Below are 19,724 nucleotides of genomic sequence, written 5' to 3'. Positions count from 1 at the left end.
ATTAGAACCACACTGCCAGCGATGCCGTCAGGGCAGCATTGTTATTTTTAAGTTCTGTTCCTTTGATGAATGTTTTATCTCTTCCGTTAAACATCCGTCCTTCTATCCGAAACATCACATTGCTGACGGGGGTAAAATCGAGGTTGAGGGAATAACCGGTCGTCTGGAATCCGTGCGGCGTATCCGTGGTGATCACCACGCCATCTGCATCATTAAAGTATTCTACTCTTCCCGCTGCTGCCAGTTTCTCCGTAAAAGCATAACGGGCAATCACGATGGGTGTGTACCAGTTAGACAAGTCGCTGCTGCCTTTTGCTTTCTGTTGCAGACCATAGTCTATTCCCGCTATCAGGCTGAATTTATCCGTTATACCAAAGGTACCATAAAGGTTGTTAAAATAACGCATCCGGCGAGTGCTGTCGGGGAAGTCGTTGCCTACATAAGTGCTCCAGTTGAGCAACACTTTATCGGACGGTTTGAAGGAGATCTGCGTACCGAAACTGGGCGTCTGATTACCGTCTACCCGTTTGATACGTTGCCATCCGTTGAGATACAGGACGGCAAACGACCATTTTTCGTTGGGCGTCCAGGTTACCTTGGCGCCGGTTTCAAAGTAGGGAGAGTTCTCCGCCAGCATACTGCGTGTCAGCGTATAACAATCCTTTCCGATAGCACTTTCAAAGCCAATATGAGCGGGCATAATACCGGCATCGATCCATACATTTTTACCCACTCTTATACCAACATTGGCTTCATATACATACTGCAGAATAGTAGGTTCCGCAGCCATATTGTATTGGGCATAGGTACCTGTCATCAGGGCAATGTTACCCCGCACCCGGTCGGAGTTGTAATTGGCTTTCAGCATGGCCAGGTTGAGGTTCAGCTCATTGTGCCTGTTGAAATTATACAGGAAACCGGGCTTGGTATGATTGGCCGGCTGATTCATATCATAACTGTAATAAGCTTCTGCATAACCGGAAAATGTCAGTTTACCTTTTTCTTTTTCTTTCTCAGTAGTTGGTTCGGTTTGGGCAAAAAGGGTGATAGCGGCAGCCATGATGGCGACCAGCAATAAAATCTTCTTCATAAAATTTATATAGGTTAAATAGATTTCCGGTGAAGTATCACCGGAAATCTTTGGTTTATTTCAACTCGTCCAGTGCGACGTTCAGTTGGAGGACATTCACCGTAGAAGGGCCCAGCATGCCCAGCAGGGGAGCTTTGGTATTAGCATCTACCAGCTGTTTCAGTTTTTCAGGAGCGATACCTCTGGCTTTGGCCACGCGGGCGATCTGTATGTAAGCCGCAGCAGGAGAGAGGTGCGGGTCCAGGCCGCTGGCAGAAGCGGTCACCAGTTCCGCCGGGATGTCTTCTTTTTTCACATCCGGATTATGTGCGAGGAAAGTATCAATTCTTTCCGCAACCGTTTTCAGGTAATCCGGGTTGCCGGGTGCCTTGTTGGAACCACCGGAGCCGGCAGCATTGTAATCTACCGTGCTGGGGCGGGACCAGAAGTATTTATCATTGGTGAATTTCTGTCCTATATTTTCATACCCTACAACTTTTCCATTATGCGTTACCGTTACACCGCCGCCTTTACCGGGCGCCATTTTGGCGATACCGGCGATGATGAGCGGGTAGATACCGGCCAGCAATACCAGCAGGAGAACGGTCAGTTTAATAGAGGGCAGGAGATACTTTTTCATTTTCTTATTTTTTTATTTTCCCATTTTTACTGCATAAAGAGAGCGATCAGCATATCAATTATCTTGATACCGATGAAAGGAGCGATAACGCCACCCACACCATATATCAGCAGATTCCGGCGAAGCAGTGCGCTGGCGCCGATAGGCTTGTAAGCCACACCGCGCAATGCCAGCGGAATCAGCATAGGGATAATGATCGCGTTGAAGATCACGGCACTGAGAATAGCTGTCTCAGGGCTGTGCAGCTTCATGATATTGATACCCTGTAAAGCAGGGATAGAGGCAACGAAGAGGGCCGGTACGATGGCGAAATATTTTGCCACGTCGTTGGCGATGGAGAAAGTGGTGAGGGTACCGCGTGTCATCAGCAGCTGTTTACCGATTTCCACGATCTCAATCAGTTTGGTCGGGTCGTTGTCCAGGTCCACCATGTTACCGGCTTCTTTGGCCGCCTGGGTACCGCTGTTCATGGCTACGCCCACATCGGCCTGCGCCAGTGCCGGCGCGTCGTTGGTACCGTCGCCCATCATGGCTACGAGACGACCTTCCTGTTGCTCTTTGCGGATATATGTCATCTTATCTTCCGGTTTGGCTTCTGCGATGAAGTCGTCCACACCGGCTTTGGTAGCGATGTATTTGGCGGTAAGCGGGTTGTCGCCGGTTACCATCACGGTTTTCACGCCCATCTTACGCAGACGCTCAAAACGTTCGCTGATACCGGGTTTGATGATGTCCTGCAGCTCTATGACGCCCTGTACTTTACTGTTGAGGGCCACTACCAGCGGGGTACCGCCATCGCGGGAGATGGCTTCCACACGGGCTTGTGTATCTTCCGGAAAACGGAAGCCTTCTCTTTCGGTCAGCTTCCTGATGGCATCATACGCGCCTTTGCGGATACGGTTGCCATCAGCCAGATCGATACCGCTGCTGCGGGTTTCGGCAGTAAATTTCACGAGGCTGGCGCCGTTTACGGTCAACTTGCTGACGATGTCTTTACCGGCCAGTTCCACAATGGACTTACCTTCCGGGGTTTCGTCAGACAGGGAGCTGAGGGCGCACAATCTGATAAACTCTTCGGGTGCATGACCATTGGAAGGGTAGAAGTTGGTGGCTTTACGGTTACCGATGGTGATGGTACCGGTTTTGTCCAGCAGCAGCACGTCGATGTCGCCGGCTGTTTCTACGGCTTTACCGGACTTGGTGATCACGTTGGCACGCAGCGCGCGGTCCATGCCCGCAATACCGATAGCGGAAAGCAGCCCACCGATGGTAGTGGGGATCAGACAGACAAACAGGGAGATAAAAGCGGCAATGGTGATCGGTGTCTGTGCATAGTCCGCGAATGGTTTCAGGGTCACACATACAATGATGAACACAAGTGTGAAGCTGGCCAACAGGATCGTCAGCGCTATTTCGTTCGGTGTTTTCTGACGGCTGGCGCCTTCTACCAGGGCAATCATTTTGTCAAGGAACGATTCGCCCGGTTCGGTGGTCACCCGTACTTTGATATGGTCTGACAGTACTTTGGTACCGCCTACTACACTGGATTTGTCACCGCCGGCCTCACGGATCACCGGTGCAGATTCACCGGTGATAGCTGATTCGTCGATGCTGGCGAGGCCCTGAACGATCTCCCCGTCGGCCGGGATGATATCGCCCGGATCACAAACGAAGATATCGCCTTTGCGCAGCGCGGAAGAAGAAATCACCTTGATTTCATTGGTGAAAATTTCTCCTACCAGCTCTATTTTTTTAGCAGGTGTTTCCTCTCTGGTGCGACGCAGGCTCTCTGCCTGCGCTTTACCGCGTGCTTCTGCAATGGCTTCTGCGAAGTTGGCAAACAACACAGTGAGGAAGAGTATGAAAAAGACGGTGAAGTTATAGGTCGCACTACCCTGGTCCGTGTTTTTGGTAAAGGCAGCGTACAGGGCAACGACCAGCATCACCACGGTACCTATCTCCACGGTAAACATTACCGGGTTTTTGATCATCAGTCTCGGATTCAGTTTCACGAAGGACTGTTTCAGGCTTTGTAGCACCTGCTCCTTCGGAAACAATGTATTATCTCTTTTCTTCATGGTAATTGTTCATTATGGTTTATCATCTGTACAGGGAGAAATACTCTGCAATCGGGCCCAGTGCCAGCGCAGGGAAATAGGACAAGGCAGTGAGGACAATGATCACAGCGAAAGTCATGGCGCCGAAAGTGAGCGAGTCGGTACGCAGGGTACCGGCAGATTCCGGAATATATTTTTTAGATGCCATGATACCTGCGATCGCCACAGGGCCAATGATCGGCAGGAACCTGCCCAGTATCAGCACAAAACCGGTGGATACGTTCCAGAATACGTTGCCGTCGCCAAGGCCTTCAAAACCGGAGCCGTTGTTGGCGTTGGAAGAAGTATACTCATACAGCATCTCGGAGAATCCGTGGTAGCCGGGGTTGTTCAGCCACGCTGACGGCTTCACGGCCCAGTTAGCATCCGGGTGATGAGCCAGTACCCAGGAGGAGAGGGCCGTGCCCGCCAATATCAGGAAGGGTGACAGCAGGGTAATGATCGCCGCGATCTTCACCTCTCTGGCTTCCAGTTTATGTCCCATCAGCTCAGGTGTACGGCCTACCATAAGACCGGAAATAAACACCGCGATGATGATAAAAATGTAATAGTTGAGGATACCGACACCGCAACCGCCGTAGAAGCAGTTCAGCATCATGCCCAGCAGTTCCATCAGGCCGGTCATCGGCATGGTGCTGTCGTGGAAGCCGCAGATAGAACCGGTGGAGATAATAGTAGTCACGGTACTCCAGTAACCGGTGGCAGCAGGACCGAAGCGCACCTCCTTGCCCTCCATGGCGCCCGTGAGCTGTTGTATGCCCATATGCGCAATGGCCGGGTTACCATTTATTTCCGCCATCATGGTGGGCACCAGCAGGATGATCATCCCGATGGTCATCACCCCGAAAATGACATAGGCAAATTTGCGTCGGTTGATGAACATGCCCAGCGCAAATACCATGGCAATAGGAATCACGACCTGTGCTACCATCTCAGTCATCCAGGTGACGTAGTTCGGGTTCTCCAGCGGGTGGCAGGAGTTAGCGCCAAACCATCCGCCACCATTAGTACCGAGGTGTTTGATGGCGATAAATCCGGCGGCAGGGCCGCGGGATACGTTCACGGTGTCGCCCTGCATGGTCACTACGGTATCTTTACCGTCGAAGCTGGCAGGCGCGCCGTTAAACGCCAGTATCAGCGCTATCACGATACACAACGGCAACAAAATACGGGTGTTGGTCTTCAGGAAAATATCCCAGAAGTTGCCCAGCCTGGTAGTGCTCTTTTCCTTAAATGCTTTGAATACGACGATGAGCGCAGCAATACCAGTAGCTGCGGTAACGAATTGCAGGAAAGCCAGTACAAATAACTGCGTGAGGTAAGTGACGCCGGTTTCACCGGAATAGTGTTGCAGGTTACAGTTCACCAGGAAGCTGATCGCTGTGTTAAACGCCAGGTCTGCGGACTGTCCCGGATTTCCATCAGGGTTCAGTGGCAGCTTATCCTGGAACATCAACATAAAAAAGGCATATACAAACCACACCAGGTTGATGGTCAGCAACGCTTTTAAATGCTCTTTCCAGGTCATCTCTTCTTTGGGATCGATGCCGGAGATCTTAAAGAACAGCCGCTCCATCGGAGCCATAAAGTCGGACCAGGTTTTTTCTCCTTTGAATACCTTTACGATATACCTTGCCAGTGGCCAGGCCAGTAGTAATGTTAGTCCATAGGTGGCAATAACGCCTAAAATTTCTGTTGTCATTTCTAATTAGTTAAAAAGCATGTTGCATGCGGCCACAGGTGAAAAGGCCGTCTCAGAATTTCTCTGGTTTCAGCAGTACATATATCATGTACGCGAACACCAATATTGATAGCACGAATAAGGCGGTCATAACAGCGATGTTTATCAGATTTTTTCGAAATAGTCTACGCAGGCAAAGAAGAGGGCAAAGCAGGCCAGGCCCGCGAGTACCAGTAATACAGTCATCATAAAAAATGTTTTAAAGCGCTATTGTTTGTAAATGTTGAATCCTGACGGTTCGGAGGGAAGAAGGTAACATGTCCCGATGTTGCGTGCATAATATGGGAGACAATGCATACATAAACACACTTTCGATAGCATTCCGCAACGCGCTGCTGCCATTGCGGTACAGTACCCCTGCAATGGTAAAACAACGTTTCACTTCCTGCAATTGTTCATGACGGATCATGTTGCCGGTATAGTCGGCAAACGTGTGGATCACTTTACTCACTCTTTCTTTGGCTGTCAGTTGTTGCATAGGAAAAGACAAACCGGGGATCTGTAAACCGATCAATTGTGAGATTTTCGAGTCTGGTAACATGTGAATCAAATGTTTTGATACAATGACTGGCATACCAGCCAAATGCCAGTATTAAAAAGAAGTGACAAATAATTCACAAACAATTGAAAATCAACCAAATAAACAAATAACCAAATGGACAAATAAAAAAATGGTCGGGTGGAACCATGCAGAATCTGAAGGGTCTTTTCAAAAATGGAAAGGGCATCAACAAAAAAGCGCCTCCCGGGTGGGAAGCGCTGATCAATTTTTACAGTCGTGAAATTTAAATGCTTTAACTAAACAGGTACAACACATCTTCTTTGGTCAGCTTCTTCACAAAGCCACTGTCATCGGAGATGATCTCTTTCACCAGCGATTTTTTACGTTCCTGTAACTGTAATATTTTTTCTTCTACCGTGTCTTTACAGATCATACGGTAAGCGAAGATATTTTTCGTTTGTCCGATACGGTGAGTACGGTCTATCGCCTGTTGTTCCACAGCAGGGTTCCACCAGGGGTCTACGATGTATACATAGTCGGCCGCTGTCAGGTTAAGGCCCACACCACCGGCTTTCAGTGAAATCAGGAATACCCGGCACTCATCATTATGCTGGAAGTTCTGGATAGCCTTTTCACGGTCCATGGTAGAGGTGCTGCCATCGAAGTATTCGTAGGGGATCTTCATGTGCTGCAATCTCTCCCGTATCAGGCCCAGCATACCGAGGAACTGCGAAAACACCAGCACTTTGTGGTTACCGATATTTTCAGCGATCTCACGGGTCAGCTCATGCAGCTTCACAGAGTGATTGGGGTACTGCTCCGTATCGTTGAGGATGGCCGGAGAGTCGCATATCTGCCGCAGCTTCATCAGGCCCTGCAGGATGGTCAGCTGTGAACGTTCCATGCCCTGGTCTTCGATGACGCCCAGGATCTTGGACCGGTAAGTGTTCCTGTAAGCATCATAAATATGACGCTGTTCAGGGTCCATTTCGCAGAAGATCACTGTTTCGATTTTATCCGGCAGGTCTTTCGCCACCTGCTCTTTGGTACGGCGGAGGATGAACGGATAAATCAGTTTGCGCAGGTGTTCTTTTCTTTCTTCGTCCTGGAACTTGTCTATCGGTGTGGCAAACTCGTTACGGAAGAAGTCCACACTACCCAGCATGCCCGGGTTCAGGAAGTTCATCTGTGCGTAGATATCGAAAGTATTGTTCTGCATGGGCGTACCGCTCAGCGCCAGTCTGTTCTTGGTTTGCAGCAGCTGGGCAGCCTTGGTCACTTTGGACTGCGGGTTTTTGATCGCCTGGGATTCATCCAGTACCACATAGTCAAACTCCAGTTTCATCAACGTCTGGATATCGCTGCGCAGCGTACCGTAGGTGGTGATGATCACATCAAACTTGGCCAGTTCTTCCGAATCCTTGATACGGGTGGGACCGTGATGGATATGGTGTTTGATTTCCGGTGTGAACTTACGGATCTCATTTTCCCAGTTATAAATCAGGGTAGTGGGGCATACCACCAGCGCCATACATTTTCCGCCGTTTTTGTTTTTGTAATACTGGAGGAAGGTAAGTGCCTGGATGGTTTTACCAAGACCCATATCATCTGCCAGAATACCACCCCATTTGATCTCATCGAGATAATTGAGCCACTGGAAGCCGCTTTCCTGGTAGGGGCGCAGCGTTGCCTGCAGGTTGGATGGCAGGGAGATGTTACGGATTTCATCGAACTGCAACAGCTTTTTGCGTTTCTGTTCCAGTTCTATCACTACTGCTTCATCGTCGATGAACTCATACAGTTCATCGATCACGCTGAAGTTATATTTGCTGAGTTTAAGGCCTTTGTCTTTTTCTTCCCCTACTTTGAAGAGGAGGGAGTATTTACGCAGCCATTCTTCCGGCAGGAGGCCCAGCGAGCCGTCTGCCAGCTGCACATAGTTCTGTTTGTTGGCCAGCGCATTTTTAATGTCTTTGATGCTGACTTTCTGGTCGCCATACAGTACTTCGATCTGGGCATCGAACCAGTCGATGCCGGAGCTGATTTGCAGGTTGGTGACCGGCTTATGTGAGCTGAATTTGAAATTGCGCAGGTTGTCGAAACCGAATACGCGCACGTTCATTTCTTTCAGGGCGTCGAAGAAGAGGAAGAACCAGTTGTTCTTCAGGGCTTCTTTGGCGCGCAGGTAGAAGTAGTGCTGGTTGTCGTTCTGTGCAAAGTTGGTATGCAGGGTGCGCAGGCGGTTCACAAAGGCATCTTCCGCTTCTTTGTTGCGGCGGATGATCAATACTTTGTTTCCTTCCTGCACGGTGATTTTCTCTTCTTCGTTCCATTCCACTTCCTGTCCGCGGTAAGCGAATCCGGGCTGAATGATGAAGGTTTCGCCGAGTTCTTTCAGATACACGCGGCATTCCGGTTCGATGTCCGTTACCTCGGCGAGGAGTTCTTTATCGAAACGGATATCGTACTGACGACTTAATGGCAACAGGTAGTCCTTCAGGTATACCGGCCATTCCTTGTTAGGAATTTTCAGTTTACCTCCATTCTGCTGAAAGAGCGCCACATGCAGGGCATCCTGCGGGCTTTCAAACAGGTACAGCGTATGCTGATAAAGGAATAGCAGCGGGCTTTCCCAGTTGTTTTTAGAGACGTCGATCAGTTCTCCTTCGATAGACACGTAGCAGTTGATTTCCACATGGGAGCTGCCACTGTTGGTTTTCAGCACGAGCTTCAGCCTGTCGGCGCCTATCTGTAAGGATTCCAGGTTTTTTGTTTTGAACTGCTGCCTGTTGGGAAGATAAAATACCAGCCCATGTTCGGCCAGCTGCGGAAACAGCTTAGCCAGTTTGGGATGCAGGTATTCCAGCATCAGTTCTTTGGTTTCGGTCGGCAGTTCTTCCGCATTTTCATGCGTGATGTTTTCCCAGATGCCCGCAAATGGCGAGTTTTTGCTGAGGAACTTGCTGACTTCCGGACCTTGCAGTTTACGGATGGGGGCTATCAGTTCCCGGTCCTTTTCCTTGTACTGATAAAAGTCGACGTACTTGGTGAGGTCCAGTTTGCTGGCCAGTGATACGAAGGCGGTCTGCTCTTCGTTTACTTCACCGGCAACGATATCTATTTTGAAATAAGGATATAATGTTTCGTTGGCGTTAAATACCGCAGCCAGGCGTTGCGTTACGGTGAGGGTTTCTTCCGGCGGGGGAGCAGCTTGCTGCTGTCTGCCGGCAGTGGCGCCGTCTACACGTTTGATGGTAGGGTCCAGCACGCGCAGGAAGGGTTTGCCGTCCATATAGGAGAAGGCAAATTTTCCGTCCAGATCGTCCGTCAGGGAATAGCCGTAGAGGGAGAGGAGTTTGTTTTTCTCCTTGTCCCAGTTACGCAGCGTATCAAAATAAAACGGTCCGTTTTTCTGCAGCAGTTGCAGGAAGAGGGCGGTTTTATGCACGCAGAGCGCATGGGCAGTTTCATCGCAGGTGCAATGGGTGTCAAAGAAACGTTCCTCATTGCGCTGGATGATCAGCGGATATTCTTTTTTATCCAACGTCAGCATCGCCTCCACCTTTTCATCTTTGGCAGATGAAATCTTGGCCGGATGCTGTTTCACGATCGTCTCCGCTTCCGCAATGATACTGCTGGAAGTCAGTAATTTGATCGTTTTAATATCGATGGATTTCATTTTGATCAGGGTATGCTGCTGATCAAAATGCGTTTCAAAGCTCTCGAAATGATTCTTGTCCAGCATTTCCTGAAGCTGGAACAGTGCTGCTGCCTCGTGCCGGCAGATGTCTCCCAGATTGTAGGGACACTGGCAACGGATAGACATACCGCTGGTTTCACCGTATTTGTTGATGGAAACCCGGTAGTAATTGGCATGCGTGTCACTTTTGACGCGGAAAGTAGCTGATTTCAATACCGGGTCAGCTTCAATGAGCTCAACTCCTCCGGTAGAAAAAATACGCTTCCCCCTGCGGATCACTTCATCAGTGCCGTTATTGTAAACATATTTTAGCAAATGGGGCAGCGACATACTATTCGTTGTTGCCTGCTTTTGATACCAGCGACTACGGGGTAAATAAATATATCAAAAAACTTTAACCGCTGATAAAAAGGCAATCCACAAAAGTAAGCAGAAATCTTTAATAAACAGCGCGCAAAATGCCGGCAAAACGGTAATCCCTTGGTGGTGGCAAGTTCGCTGTGATCCGCCCGGGAAGGGGGCTTTATTTGATATATAATTATTTTTATATTTAATTATTTTAATGCGTTTTGGCTGATATTATTTTACCATTGTTTTTCAATTCATTATAATCATATAAATAAAAATAGATATTTATTTTTATAGCGAGTATATAAACACAGGCACATCAGTCTGATCGTTTGCCAGACAACGCGGCTACCGGTCGAGCCACTTCTTGAATTCCGTTACCTTATGTTTGCTGATAATAATAGGATCAGCGGAGGCAGGACTGGTAGACAACCTCAGCTGGTTACGGCCATATATCCATATGTTTTCTATGCCATTTATATTGACAATATATTGCCGGTTGGCCCTGTAAAATATTTCATTGTCAAGCTGCCCCATCAGATCATCCAAACTGCTATTTAACACAAACACCCTGTTCTGAAAAGTAACAGCAGAAATGATATTGTCAGCGAGAGATATATACACAATATCCCGCACGTCTACTGTAATGATCTCATCTTTTTCATAGGTAACCAGCCGTTTTCTGGTGGCCTCTTCACCCGGCCGCTCCACTGCCACTACCTGTTGCTGCTTTGCTTCCAGCTGACGATTGAGCATGCTCAGGCCATTAATCTCTTCATTTAATCCCGCAATGGTATGGTCCACCACTTGTTCATATTGGCGATATATGGCTCTCATCAGCCCAAAGCAGCCAGCGGAAATAAGGAGTATTAACAAAAAGGTACCGGCCAAAAATTGCTGGTACAGATGATCTAACTGCGCTTTCAATACCCTCACATTGGCATGACTGGCCAGCATCCAGTCTGTGCCCTTTACAGGATAGACACTTACTACTTCCGAGCTGCGATTTGCCCCCTCCGGAAATGTTCTTATCCCCGATCTCAACTCCCCGCTCTTAAGTATATCACTAAAGGCCCGTGAATTACCCATTCCCGATAACCTGGAATTTTTCTCCCCGATTTTTTGCCCCACCAATAAAGGATCGGGATGACAGAGTTCTATTCCCTGCCTGTTGTACATACACACGAACTCACTTTGCACGTCTGTATTGACGATGCTTTTTTGCAAATTTTCGATCACCACGGCCGGTAATATTCCAGCCTGAAGTTGTTGTTCCAGCAAAGTGCCCAATTCGCGGATTTCCCTTTGCCCGGACTCCATCTTCTGATCAAACAAAGCTTCCCTGGCCCCGGTATAGTAATAATAGAGCGCTCCCCAGCCTGCCAATATGGCTACCAGGACAATTGCTGCAAAGGTGAGCAGGTAAAGTCGGGTCTTTTTCATGGTCCGTTTATTCCACATTAAATGTAGGCCCTTTTGAGGTTGATTTGAAAATTCCACCATCGGTCCCCCATCAAACGAATCCCATTCAACAGGGATGTACTCCCTTTCACAGACGAATATTCCTTCTCGGCCGCCGTTTTATCCCTTTCACCTTCCTCTATGGATATAACCTTTTGTATATCAATAATATTGACTTGTAATCATCCATTCAGAAAAATGATGAAAAAGACACGTCTCATTTTAGCGCTATTAGGAACAGGCATCATTGCCATACAATTTTGCGGCCCGGAGAAACCGGAATCTGTACCGGCACATCACCTCACCGGACTACCGGATGAAGTAAATAACATTATCCGGAACTCGTGTTTTGATTGTCATTCTTCGCAAACAACGCTGCGATGGTATGACAAGCTGTCACCGATCAATCAGCTGGTGTACAGCCATATACAGAAAGGCCGCCAGGCACTGGATTTTTCAAAATGGGATTCATTGACTCCCGCAACCCGGACCGGAATATTGTACTATTCCCTGAATAAAATCCTGGAAGGCGAAATGCCTTTGCCTTCCTATACCACTGTACATCCCGCCAAAAGCCTGTCAAACGAGGATATCCAAACGTTAAAGCAATTTCTGATGACGAAAACGTTACGTGATGCCGCCGCGCACACGCCCAACAACAAAGCTCATCAGCAGCGCTCCGGTTTTGCCGACAGCACAACAACGATCTTCCAGTCACGCGTTCTGCCTGCGCCCAATGGCATCGAATACATACCCGATTACCGCAACTGGAAAGTAATAAGCATCACAGATCGTTTTGATAACGGCACCATGCGGATCATTTATGGCAATGAGATCGCCGTTAAGGCTATTCTGGAGTGTAAAACAAACCCATGGCCGGACGGCAGCATCTTTGCCAAAGCGGCCTGGAAGCAGCAAACCAATGCAGACGGAAGTATTACAGCAGGAGATTTTGTACAGGTGGAGTTTATGATCAAAGATGCTCATAAATACGCCACCACCGCCGGTTGGGGCTGGGCCAGGTGGCGGGGGCCCAGCCTGAAGCCTTATGGTGATAAAGCCATCTTTACGGCAGCATGTATTTCATGCCATACCCCGCAAAGGGATAACGACTATGTATTTACCCACCCATTTACTTTTAAGCACTAAACAATGAGATACGTTATTTATATTTTTATGCTACTGTTGATGATAAGCTGCCGTCACCGTTCTCAAAGCCCATCAGTATTAAATAAAACAGCATCTGTCACGCTGCCGGGAGACCTGCCCGAAAACCCGTTAATGCTCCATGCTATTACCAGCGCCATCTATCCAAAAGACAGCATAACTACCGTACTGTATGGCAATGACATAGCATACGCTCATGCAGCCAGGAAAACAGACGGTAGTTATCCGGCAGGGACCGTGTTATACGAAGTTGCCTGGAAACAGCAGGCAGACGAGCAATGGTTTGGCGCCAATGTTCCTCAGCTGATCAAACAAATAGAGCGTGTGGAAGTTGTTTCCGGCGATACGACCTGCTATACACTCTTTCAGGGCGATATCCCCCGAAAGGCTGAACATCAAAAAGACGATGCCCAAAGAACAGCATTTATCTTAGGCCGGAAAATGCTGGTCAGTCCATAACCGCAACAACCTTTCCGCATGCTGACTCCTTCATCCTGTGTCAGCCAATGTGCCGGATATACCGTTTCACGGAAAAATCCATCGCCTCCTTGGCACCTGTATGCACGTATTTGCCAAACGCTCCATACATGGCATCGTAAGCATAAGGCGCCACTGCCTGGTCAATCACTTTTACCTCCGTGGCCGACAAGGGAATATTATTAGGATAGCTATACATAAATGACATCGTTTTTCTGTCGGAAGATACCTGAATGACATCGCCTACCAGCAGCAGTCCTTTTCCGGCCGGGCTGTACAATACGTTCGCGCCGGGGAAGTGGCCGCCACACAGTACCAGCTTGATACCATCCCACAGGTCCAGCGTCTGGCCGTCCCATAGTTTGATCACGTCGTCATGTCGCCCCAGCCACGAAGCATCCAGTTTATGCACGTACACGGGCACACGGCCAAAGGCATGGCTCCATTCCACAATGGTGGAAAAATAATGCGGGTGGGAAATGGCAATGGCGCGGATACCGCCCAACCGCTGTATAATATCTATCGTAGAGGCGTCGAGGTGAGTCACACAGTCCCACAGCATATTCCCCTGGGGCGTTATCAGCAGGTGGGCCCGCTGACCAATGCCGAAATCAGGGGTAGTATAAATGGCATAAAGGTTAGGTGCTATCAGCTCTATGATATTTTTATGTCCCTTCCTTACCTGATCAAAGGTAGTCCAGCTCTGTCCGGACGGATTTACATACTGACGCTCGTCTTCGCAAACAGGGCAGTGTGCCGGGGCTTCAGCAGTGGCATCATATTGTATGCCACAGGTTACACAGATATAATGTTTCATGTCTTTCGGTTTGTCCTCAGAAAGGTAGGGCATTTTAGATAAAAGCGGGAATCCTGCCACCGCCAGTCCGCTTTGTTTAAGCCACTCCCGTCTTGATTTGTCTTTGGCCATGGTATATTGTTTTGTAGAGCAAAAGTAGGCCGGTGGCACGCCGGCTTCAAGGGACATACTCAACAAATACTTGTACATTTGAACATGCGACCAGCTATTCCTCAACACCGGATCAACGATGGCGTAACCACCACGGTTTCCGCACCTGTCAAACATGTACTGATTGCAGCTTTTGACGATACCGGGAAAATCATGCCCCGGCAATATCCACACCGGCACACTTACTACGAGATCCTTTTGCTGCATCACAGCAAAGGCACCCATTATATCGATTTCAATACTTATCCGTTCGACGGCGCCGTCGTCTTTCTGCTGTCACCGGAACAGGTGCATCAGTTGGACAGAGAGGCAACGACCGGCTATTCCCTGAAGTTTGACCCGTCTTTCTTCAGCAGCGGCAACGACCCCGATAGTCAGCTGCTGGGCCATTTCCTGTTTGATAATATGCAGTCTTATCCGGTTATCCCGCTGGAACCTGCTGACCTGGTGCGACTGGAAAACCTGATGAGCATTGCCCGCGACGAGTACGACCAGACGGACGAAGACATCACGCCCATTCTTTTTTCGTATATCCGTGTGCTACTGATGGAGATCATGCGTATCCGCAGACGGCAGTTGGCCGAACCTCACCTGCTGCCCGGCCAGCCACAAACGCAGCTGCTGCAGTTCAAACAGCTGCTGCACCAGCATTTCCATGAACTCCACGAAGTGCAGGACTATGCCTCCAAGCTGTATGTAACCCCGCGGCAGCTCAATGCCCTCACCCAAAAACTGACCGGCAAAACAGCCGGTACTTTTATTAAAGAGCGCATTCTGCTGGAAGCAAAGCGGTTATTATTTCTTAATGAACTGACTGTCAAAGAGGTGGGCTATCAGATTGGGTTCGATGATCCGGCTTACTTTACACGCTTTTTCAAAAAGAATACGGGCAAATCCCCTCAGCAGTTCCGGGAAACATGCCAACCGGCATAAATGTGCAAGCCAAACACGATTTTATCCATGGACATCCCCGTCGATGCCAGCTAGTTTTGTGTCTTCATTTTTTAACCTACACACACATGAAAGACAACAAACAAAGCGCATTTCTCGTATTGCGTATAGGTATTGGCGTATTATTCCTCATTTTCGGTATTCAAAAAATTATGGGAGGTCCGGCTACGTGGGCGTTTTTAGGAGGTACCCTGAAAATGATCGGTATCAGTCAATGGCCGGTCTTCTGGGGCTTTATGGCCATGCTGGCGGAAGTGGTGGGCGGTATTGCCCTGATCACCGGCTTCTTTATCCGGCCAGCGGCGGTAGGCCTGCTGTTCACCATGGTGATCGCTACGCTGTTTAAAGTCAATTCCGGCGCACCTTTCGCGGATACTGCCTTTCCGCTGTCCATGATGATCGTATTTGTGGTATGTATTATAGGCGGCAAAAAGCAATTGGCCGCTTAATCATTTAGTCATTTGGTCATTTGGTCATTTGGTCATTTGTTCATTTGGTTATTTGATTATTGAAAGTTGCGCGGGCAGACTTCAATAATCAAATAACCAAATGATCAAATATCAAAAGGGTACCAGCTCACCGTTCCTGAATATCGGCAGCACATTGGCGCCATCAGGGGTGAGGCAGTAGGTAATATCTTTTTCCAGTCCGTATTTTGCCAGGCGTTTGTAGTGGGATGCCTGTTTCATATAAGTATAGATATCTCCTTTCGCAGTATTGTACAGTGTTTCAGCGGCTATAGCGGAATCGCAGTTGATATCAAAATGTTCACGGACACGGCTTACCACAGCACCGGCAAAGAGCGTGTCTTCCATATTCACACGGTCTTTCCAGGCGGCGCAGCCCAGGATTACGTTTTGTCCCTGTGAGATCAGGTAGTCACATACCGCGCTGATATTGGGAAAGGAGCCGGTAACGATCTCAATGGCATCTTTGGCCATGTGCAGCAGTTTCGTTCCGTTGGTGGTGGTCAGTACCAGTGTTTTGTTTTCGATGAACTCCCGGGGATATTCAAAAGGGGAGTTGCCGTGTACAAGTCCTTCGGCTACTTTGCCATCGCGTTCGCCGGCGGTGATGCCGTCAATCGCGCGGCCGATGTTCACACATTCTTCTACAGTAGCTACCGGTATTACTTTCGTGGCCCCGTTATAGAGGGCGGTACAGATGGTAGAGGTAGCACGCAGTACATCGATGATCACTACGATGCTGTTTTTCACATCATACAGATGTAATAAAGCCGGAGATAAACATACTTCCAGGCTGGGTTTGTTGGTTGTTGTCATTCAATTGCTTTTATGCATTAATCAAGGACGACTCTCCACTTTTCGCTCTCCGCATAGTCCTTAATAACATCATTCCTTAGCTTCAGCAGGCGGATCATATATTTCCGGAGATAGAATTTTTCGAACATCCGCCCGAACCAGCCGTAAGGAGTGCCAAAATCCATGATATCAATCATTACGGTGCCGTTACCGATTTCCTTAAAGTGGTGATCGTGCTTCAGGTGGGTGAAATCACCTTCTGTCATTTCATCGGTAAAATGTTCCCCATCCGTCATGGCAGTGATCTTGGTGGTCAGTTCCCGCATTTTGCCGATATGTTTGGCGCGCCAGGTGACCGTTTCGTTCAACCGGATCAGTCCATTGGTCCGGCCTTTGACGGCCTCTTCCTGCATGTGTGACATGCTGCGCTTATGCAGGGTAATACTCCGGCTGAGGTCATACACCCTCTCTAATGGTGCATGGATAACGGTAGTTAAATGAATGATAGGCATAGATATGGCAATAAATAAATCTCGCAAAGACGCAAAGCAGCGAAGGCGCAAAGAAGAAATATCAGAAAACAAAGAAGATACAGGAGAAAGAACAAATTTGTTCCTTTACTCGCTTACTAATCTCTTTAATCCTTTGCGTCTTCGCTGCTTTGCGCCTTTGCGTGACTAAATTAATAACTTTCACCCGCTATTCCTAGCCGAGGAAAGGCACTTTCGCCACTTTTGCTTTCAGGGCTTTGTCCCTTACGGCGATAAATATCTCTGAATCCAGTGCTGCATGGGTTGTTTTCACATAGCCCAGGCCAACAGCCTTGCCCAGTGAGGGCGACTGTGTACCGGAGGTTACCCGGCCAATCACATTGCCGGCAGCATCTTTGATTTCGTAGTCATGACGGGCAATACCTTTGTCAATCATTTCAAAACCCACCAGTTTCTGGGAAACGCCGTCTGCTTTCTGTTTTTCGAAGATCGCGCGGGAAGGGAAGTCTTTGGTGAATTTGGTGATCCAGCCCAGACCGGCTTCCATCGGAGAGGTGCGGTCGTCGATGTCGTTACCATACAGGCAGAAACCCATTTCCAGGCGGAGGGTGTCGCGGGCGCCCAGGCCGATAGGCTTCAGGCCTTTAGGACCACCGGCAGCGAAGATAGCGTCCCAGATCTTGTCTGCTGCGCCGTCTTTGTCTTCGAAATAAATTTCGATGCCGCCCGCACCGGTATAACCGGTAGCGCTGATCACCACGTTGGGAACGCCGGCAAAAACGCCTTTAGCGAAGGTGTAATATTTCAGGTTGACGATGTCGATATCAGTCAGGGGCTGCAGGATGCTGGTAGCATTAGGGCCCTGGATGGCCAGCAGGCAGGTTTTATCGGAAATGTCATGCATTTCCACCCCTTTGGTATTGAACTGGCTGATCCAGTTCCAGTCTTTTTCAATATTGCTGGCATTCACCACCAGCATATACACGTTGTTTTCTTCAATGCAATATACCAGCAGGTCGTCTACCAGGCCGCCTTCATTGTTGGGCAGAGAGCTGTACTGAGCTTTGCCGGCAGTCAGTTTGGAGGCGTCGTTGGTCGTAACACGTTGAATCAGGTCCAGCGCATGTTCACCTTTCAAAATAAACTCACCCATATGGCTCACGTCAAACACACCGGCATTTGTGCGTACGGCCTGGTGCTCATCATTGATACCTGAATAGGAGATTGGCATGTTGTAACCCGCAAAAGGAGCCATCTTGGCACCTAATGCAAGGTGCTTCTGTGTAAAAGGTGTGTTTTTCATACTTTGTTTTTAAAACGGGGCAAAAATAGGGATTTGCCTTTTATGAAAGATAAACCGCTCCCGGCGAATGACCGTTTTCAGACCAAGTATCATATTAAACATACTTGAAATGCAACAGGAGCTTAAAAAAGAACTGCCCCTGTTGCGCATTTAGCAGGGGGTAATTCCGTAATTTTGCAGCAGACCCAAAAAAAGATTGCGTGAAAAAGATAACCTGGCTGTTACCACTGGTATGTACTACCTTGTTCGTAGATGCACAGAAAAAAAATGACCGAAAAACCCTGTCCAATCTGCAAACACACGTCACTTATCTCTGCAGCGACAAGCTGGAAGGCCGCCAGACCGGCGCCCCCGGCGAGCAACTGGCTGCTGCCTACCTTTCTTCCCAGCTCGAACAAATAGGCATCAGCCCCAGAGGCGACAATGGCTTCCTGCAAACCTTCACCATCCGCGAAGGGCGCGAGCCGGATAACTGCACGCTGAACCTTAATCATGACAAGCTGGCCTCCGGGAAACAATTCATCGCCCTGCCTTTCAGCGCTTCCAAGAGCGCCAAAGGCGAAGTGCTCCCCGCCGTAAATGAACCAGACAATATCTGGCTGATTAATATCACCGAGATAGAAGCCGATCCGCATAAAAGCAAACTGGAACAATACCTTCAGCAAACACAGATCGCCGCCAAATCCGGCGCCTCTGCCGTTATCTTCTACAACGGCAAAGAAACACCGGCAGAAGTAAACGCCTGGCATAAACAAACCATGGCCCCCGCCGGCATCCCCGCCGTATGGGTAAGCAGCGATATCAGCAAAATACTGGGCAACGACGACGCCAACGCTTTTCAGATCGATATGAAAATCGCTTTCAAAAAGGTGAAAGTGACCGGTACCAATGTGATCGGCTTTATCGATAACCAGGCAGCCAAAACAGTGATCATCGGGGCACATTACGACCACCTCGGCAAAGGAGCGAACAACACCATCTATCATGGCGCCGACGACAATGCCAGCGGCACCGCCGCCCTGCTGGAACTGGCCCGCATGCTCAAATCCGCCCGGATCAAAAACCATAACTTCGTGATCATCGCCTTCTCCGGCAAGGAAGAAGGACTGGCCGGCTCCTCCTGGTTTACCGCCCATAGCGAAGGCATCGACCTCATGTCCGTAAACTATATGATCAACATGGACATCATTGGCGACCTCGACGCTTCCAGAGGCGTGCAAATCGGCGGTATCAACTCTTCCGCAGGATGGCCCGGTATCATCGGCAGCGTAGCCACCAAAGAAACCCGGGTAGTCTACGATTCTTCCGGCAACGCCACTTCCGATCACGTCTCCTTCTATAAAAAAAATATCCCCGTATTGTACTTCTATACCAATGCCCATAAAGGCATCCCGGAAACCGACGACAATCCGGACAAGATCAACTACGACGGCACTCTTACCGTCATCAAACTGGTGTACGACATCATCAATAAAACAGACAATATGGAAAAACTGGCGTTCAACGCTGGTACCGCCAGAAAATAAAT

17 protein-coding genes are annotated in these 19,724 nt (G+C 48.9%); 5 read left to right on the top strand and 12 right to left on the bottom strand.

Annotation, left to right across the window (positions count from 1 at the left end; translation table 11 throughout):
- Nucleotide 1: 1 nt before the first annotated feature.
- The 8 genes from ICL55_RS11755 to ICL55_RS11720 form a co-directional block, all read right to left on the bottom strand.
- Nucleotides 2-1,090 (bottom strand): porin, encoded by a 1,089-nt coding sequence (locus ICL55_RS11755; RefSeq protein WP_188097242.1) that lies wholly within the window; start codon nt 1,088-1,090, stop codon nt 2-4.
- Between the two features lie 55 nt (nt 1,091-1,145).
- The gene (locus ICL55_RS11750; RefSeq protein WP_188097240.1) at nt 1,146-1,709 is read right to left on the bottom strand and encodes a K(+)-transporting ATPase subunit C; all 564 of its coding nucleotides are present in this window, start codon (nt 1,707-1,709) and stop codon (nt 1,146-1,148) included.
- Between the two features lie 26 nt (nt 1,710-1,735).
- Nucleotides 1,736-3,787, bottom strand: coding sequence for a potassium-transporting ATPase subunit KdpB (kdpB, locus tag ICL55_RS11745; RefSeq protein ID WP_188097238.1), 2,052 nt, complete (start codon nt 3,785-3,787; stop codon nt 1,736-1,738).
- A 22-nt stretch (nt 3,788-3,809) separates the two neighbouring features.
- Nucleotides 3,810-5,528: a potassium-transporting ATPase subunit KdpA gene (kdpA, locus tag ICL55_RS11740; RefSeq protein WP_188097236.1), complete on the bottom strand. Its 1,719-nt coding sequence runs from the start codon at nt 5,526-5,528 to the stop codon at nt 3,810-3,812.
- A gap of 52 nt (nt 5,529-5,580) precedes the next feature.
- Nucleotides 5,581-5,658, bottom strand: coding sequence for a potassium-transporting ATPase subunit F (locus ICL55_RS35645; RefSeq protein ID WP_188098368.1), 78 nt, complete (start codon nt 5,656-5,658; stop codon nt 5,581-5,583).
- A gap of 108 nt (nt 5,659-5,766) precedes the next feature.
- On the bottom strand, nt 5,767-6,108 hold the full coding sequence (locus tag ICL55_RS11730; RefSeq protein WP_188097233.1) for a DUF7674 family protein: 342 nt from the start codon (nt 6,106-6,108) through the stop codon (nt 5,767-5,769).
- Between the two features lie 253 nt (nt 6,109-6,361).
- Nucleotides 6,362-10,099, bottom strand: a complete 3,738-nt coding sequence (locus tag ICL55_RS11725; protein ID WP_188097231.1) for a DEAD/DEAH box helicase — start codon at nt 10,097-10,099, stop codon at nt 6,362-6,364.
- A 366-nt stretch (nt 10,100-10,465) separates the two neighbouring features.
- Entirely contained in the window at nt 10,466-11,560 is a 1,095-nt protein-coding gene (locus ICL55_RS11720; RefSeq protein ID WP_188097229.1) for a LytTR family transcriptional regulator DNA-binding domain-containing protein, read from the bottom strand.
- 219 nt (nt 11,561-11,779) lie between these two features.
- On the opposite strand from ICL55_RS11720, the gene ICL55_RS11715 reads away from it, so the two are divergent.
- Nucleotides 11,780-12,727: a cytochrome P460 family protein gene (locus tag ICL55_RS11715; RefSeq protein WP_188097227.1), complete on the top strand. Its 948-nt coding sequence runs from the start codon at nt 11,780-11,782 to the stop codon at nt 12,725-12,727.
- 3 nt (nt 12,728-12,730) lie between these two features.
- The gene (locus tag ICL55_RS11710) at nt 12,731-13,204 is read left to right on the top strand and encodes a hypothetical protein (RefSeq protein WP_188097225.1); all 474 of its coding nucleotides are present in this window, start codon (nt 12,731-12,733) and stop codon (nt 13,202-13,204) included.
- A 40-nt stretch (nt 13,205-13,244) separates the two neighbouring features.
- On the opposite strand, the gene ICL55_RS11705 is transcribed toward ICL55_RS11710, so the two are convergent.
- Nucleotides 13,245-14,207, bottom strand: coding sequence for an MBL fold metallo-hydrolase (locus ICL55_RS11705; RefSeq protein ID WP_246496222.1), 963 nt, complete (start codon nt 14,205-14,207; stop codon nt 13,245-13,247).
- A 27-nt stretch (nt 14,208-14,234) separates the two neighbouring features.
- On the opposite strand from ICL55_RS11705, the gene ICL55_RS11700 reads away from it, so the two are divergent.
- Both ICL55_RS11700 and ICL55_RS11695 read left to right on the top strand, forming a co-directional pair.
- A complete protein-coding gene (locus ICL55_RS11700) occupies nt 14,235-15,122 on the top strand; it encodes a helix-turn-helix domain-containing protein (RefSeq protein ID WP_188097224.1) in 888 nt (295 codons plus the stop codon).
- A gap of 86 nt (nt 15,123-15,208) precedes the next feature.
- Nucleotides 15,209-15,589, top strand: a complete 381-nt coding sequence (locus tag ICL55_RS11695) for a DoxX family protein (RefSeq protein WP_188097222.1) — start codon at nt 15,209-15,211, stop codon at nt 15,587-15,589.
- Nucleotides 15,590-15,700: 111 nt separating this feature from the next.
- On the opposite strand, the gene ICL55_RS11690 is transcribed toward ICL55_RS11695, so the two are convergent.
- The 3 genes from ICL55_RS11690 to gcvT all read right to left on the bottom strand — a co-directional run bounded on the left by ICL55_RS11690 (nt 15,701) and on the right by gcvT (nt 18,196).
- Entirely contained in the window at nt 15,701-16,423 is a 723-nt protein-coding gene (locus tag ICL55_RS11690; RefSeq protein ID WP_188097220.1) for a 2-phosphosulfolactate phosphatase, read from the bottom strand.
- Between the two features lie 17 nt (nt 16,424-16,440).
- A complete protein-coding gene (locus ICL55_RS11685; RefSeq protein ID WP_188097218.1) occupies nt 16,441-16,914 on the bottom strand; it encodes an SRPBCC family protein in 474 nt (157 codons plus the stop codon).
- 193 nt (nt 16,915-17,107) lie between these two features.
- Nucleotides 17,108-18,196: a glycine cleavage system aminomethyltransferase GcvT gene (gcvT, locus tag ICL55_RS11680; RefSeq protein WP_188097216.1), complete on the bottom strand. Its 1,089-nt coding sequence runs from the start codon at nt 18,194-18,196 to the stop codon at nt 17,108-17,110.
- Between the two features lie 200 nt (nt 18,197-18,396).
- Between gcvT and ICL55_RS35565 the strand changes: the two genes are divergently transcribed.
- Nucleotides 18,397-19,722: a M28 family peptidase gene (locus tag ICL55_RS35565; protein ID WP_188097214.1), complete on the top strand. Its 1,326-nt coding sequence runs from the start codon at nt 18,397-18,399 to the stop codon at nt 19,720-19,722.
- Nucleotides 19,723-19,724: the final 2 nt, after the last annotated feature.

The sequence above is a fragment of the Chitinophaga varians genome (assembly GCF_014529945.1).
In the GTDB taxonomy this organism is placed as follows: Bacteria; Bacteroidota; Bacteroidia; order Chitinophagales; family Chitinophagaceae; genus Chitinophaga; species Chitinophaga varians.
This window is presented reverse-complemented; position numbering and strand designations above follow the sequence as displayed.

Excerpts from the sequence above, each read along its gene's own strand:
- ICL55_RS11725 (WP_188097231.1), bottom strand. The coding sequence starts at position 10,099 with ATGTCGCTGCCCCATTTGCTAAAATATGTTTACAATAACGGCACTGAT.
- ICL55_RS11720 (WP_188097229.1), bottom strand. The coding sequence starts at position 11,560 with ATGAAAAAGACCCGACTTTACCTGCTCACCTTTGCAGCAATTGTCCTG.
- ICL55_RS35645 (WP_188098368.1), bottom strand. The coding sequence starts at position 5,658 with ATGACCGCCTTATTCGTGCTATCAATATTGGTGTTCGCGTACATGATA.
- kdpA (WP_188097236.1), bottom strand. The coding sequence starts at position 5,528 with ATGACAACAGAAATTTTAGGCGTTATTGCCACCTATGGACTAACATTA.
- ICL55_RS11730 (WP_188097233.1), bottom strand. The coding sequence starts at position 6,108 with ATGTTACCAGACTCGAAAATCTCACAATTGATCGGTTTACAGATCCCC.
- ICL55_RS11690 (WP_188097220.1), bottom strand. The coding sequence starts at position 16,423 with ATGACAACAACCAACAAACCCAGCCTGGAAGTATGTTTATCTCCGGCT.
- ICL55_RS11755 (WP_188097242.1), bottom strand. The coding sequence starts at position 1,090 with ATGAAGAAGATTTTATTGCTGGTCGCCATCATGGCTGCCGCTATCACC.
- ICL55_RS11750 (WP_188097240.1), bottom strand. The coding sequence starts at position 1,709 with ATGAAAAAGTATCTCCTGCCCTCTATTAAACTGACCGTTCTCCTGCTG.
- ICL55_RS11715 (WP_188097227.1), top strand. The coding sequence starts at position 11,780 with ATGAAAAAGACACGTCTCATTTTAGCGCTATTAGGAACAGGCATCATT.
- ICL55_RS11710 (WP_188097225.1), top strand. The coding sequence starts at position 12,731 with ATGAGATACGTTATTTATATTTTTATGCTACTGTTGATGATAAGCTGC.
- ICL55_RS11700 (WP_188097224.1), top strand. The coding sequence starts at position 14,235 with ATGCGACCAGCTATTCCTCAACACCGGATCAACGATGGCGTAACCACC.
- ICL55_RS11695 (WP_188097222.1), top strand. The coding sequence starts at position 15,209 with ATGAAAGACAACAAACAAAGCGCATTTCTCGTATTGCGTATAGGTATT.
- gcvT (WP_188097216.1), bottom strand. The coding sequence starts at position 18,196 with ATGAAAAACACACCTTTTACACAGAAGCACCTTGCATTAGGTGCCAAG.
- ICL55_RS11685 (WP_188097218.1), bottom strand. The coding sequence starts at position 16,914 with ATGCCTATCATTCATTTAACTACCGTTATCCATGCACCATTAGAGAGG.
- kdpB (WP_188097238.1), bottom strand. The coding sequence starts at position 3,787 with ATGAAGAAAAGAGATAATACATTGTTTCCGAAGGAGCAGGTGCTACAA.
- ICL55_RS11705 (WP_246496222.1), bottom strand. The coding sequence starts at position 14,207 with ATGTCCCTTGAAGCCGGCGTGCCACCGGCCTACTTTTGCTCTACAAAA.